This is a genomic window from Pseudomonas sp. SID14000 (assembly GCF_002165135.1).
In the GTDB taxonomy this organism is placed as follows: Bacteria; Pseudomonadota; Gammaproteobacteria; order Pseudomonadales; family Pseudomonadaceae; genus Aquipseudomonas.
On record NZ_NFZQ01000042.1, the window covers coordinates 1 to 1,210 of the forward strand.

The 1,210-nt window shown below is 67.8% G+C and carries 1 protein-coding gene and 1 pseudogene; one reads left to right on the forward strand and one right to left on the reverse strand.

The features are described 5' to 3' along the window. Positions 1 to 293: pseudogene (locus tag CAY82_RS27310) on the forward strand (hypothetical protein); the annotation flags it as partial. Here CAY82_RS27310 and CAY82_RS27315 read toward each other — a convergent pair. Then, entirely contained in the window at positions 294 to 1,052 is a 759-nt protein-coding gene (locus CAY82_RS27315; protein ID WP_218190845.1) for a GAF and ANTAR domain-containing protein, read from the reverse strand. It abuts the pseudogene before it with no gap. Positions 1,053 to 1,210 lie beyond the last annotated feature (158 nt).

Below are 1,210 nucleotides of genomic sequence, written 5' to 3' on the forward strand. Positions count from 1 at the left end.
GCGTGAACAACACCCTGATCACCGAGGCCGTGATGGCGGCCGCACCGGTCGAGCGCGGCACCGCCTCCGCGGCGTACAGCTTCGTCCGGTTCTCCGGCGGCGCGGTCGCGCCCTGGCTGGCCGGCAAGCTCGGCGAGGAGATCAACGTCCAGGTCCCCTTCTGGGTCGGTGCTTTCGCAGTACTACTCGCAATCGGCGTACTGGCCACCGGCTGGAAGCCCCTCGCCCACCTCCGTACGCCGGCCGCTCACTCCGAGGCCGAGGCCACGGCCCTCACCACGGCCGACGCCTGATCAGGGCGCGGTCACTGTCACAGTGCCGCTGATGACCGCCACGGCGACGGCGCTGAGCTGGCTACCGTTGCTGCGGGCATAGGCCCGCAGCAACGCGAACGCCTCGTCCACGTCGACCCCGGATCGCTCGGCCAGTACTCCCTTGGCCTGCTCGATCAGGACGCGGCTGTTCAGCGCCGCTTGCAGTTGTTCGGCGACGATCTCGCTGTGCCGCACCGTGCGTTCCTGCAGCAGGCCGATGGTCGCCACGTCAGCCAGCGCCTGGCCCACCGAGACGTCATCGTCGGTGAGGCTGGACCGGTCCTTGCAGAACAGGTTCATCGCCCCGATCACCTGCCCCCGAAGGCGCAATGGCAACGCATGCACCGATCGGAAACCCGCGGCCGTGGTGGCCGCCTGGAAGCGTGGCCAGCGAGCCGCGACCTCAGCCAGGCCGACGTTCACCACCGGACGGCCGGTCCTGAAGCAGTCCAGGCAGGGGCCTTGAGAGTTCTGCAGCTCGAAAAGCTCCAGCACCCGGGCCTGGTCGGTGGTGGAGGCCAGCACCTGCAACTTGCCTTGCGGATCCACCAAGATCAGGCCCGCCGCGTCCGCGTGCAGCAACTCGACGCTGCGCTCAGTCAGCGTGTGCAGGAAGTCGATCACGTCGAAGTCGGCGACCAGTGTGTCCGCAAGCTCGACGAACACCGCGGCGAGCCGCTGTTCCCTGCTCATCGCAACGCCTCCGTTCGGTGAGCGCACTTCACGTGCTTCATCCATGATGATCGCCTTCCGGCCCGAAACGAAGCCGCCGGGCGACCACGTCCTTCGCCACCTCGAGCAACGGTCGCTCGGAGCCGAAGGCATGAGCCTGTAATAACAGCAGTGCCTCGGCCATGCCGACCGCTGCCTGGATCGTGATCATCCCGGTCGCCTGA

Bases quoted from the DNA above. Each gene is read 5' to 3' on its own strand.
- CAY82_RS27315 (WP_218190845.1), bottom strand. From the start codon at position 1,052: ATGGATGAAGCACGTGAAGTGCGCTCACCGAACGGAGGCGTTGCGATG.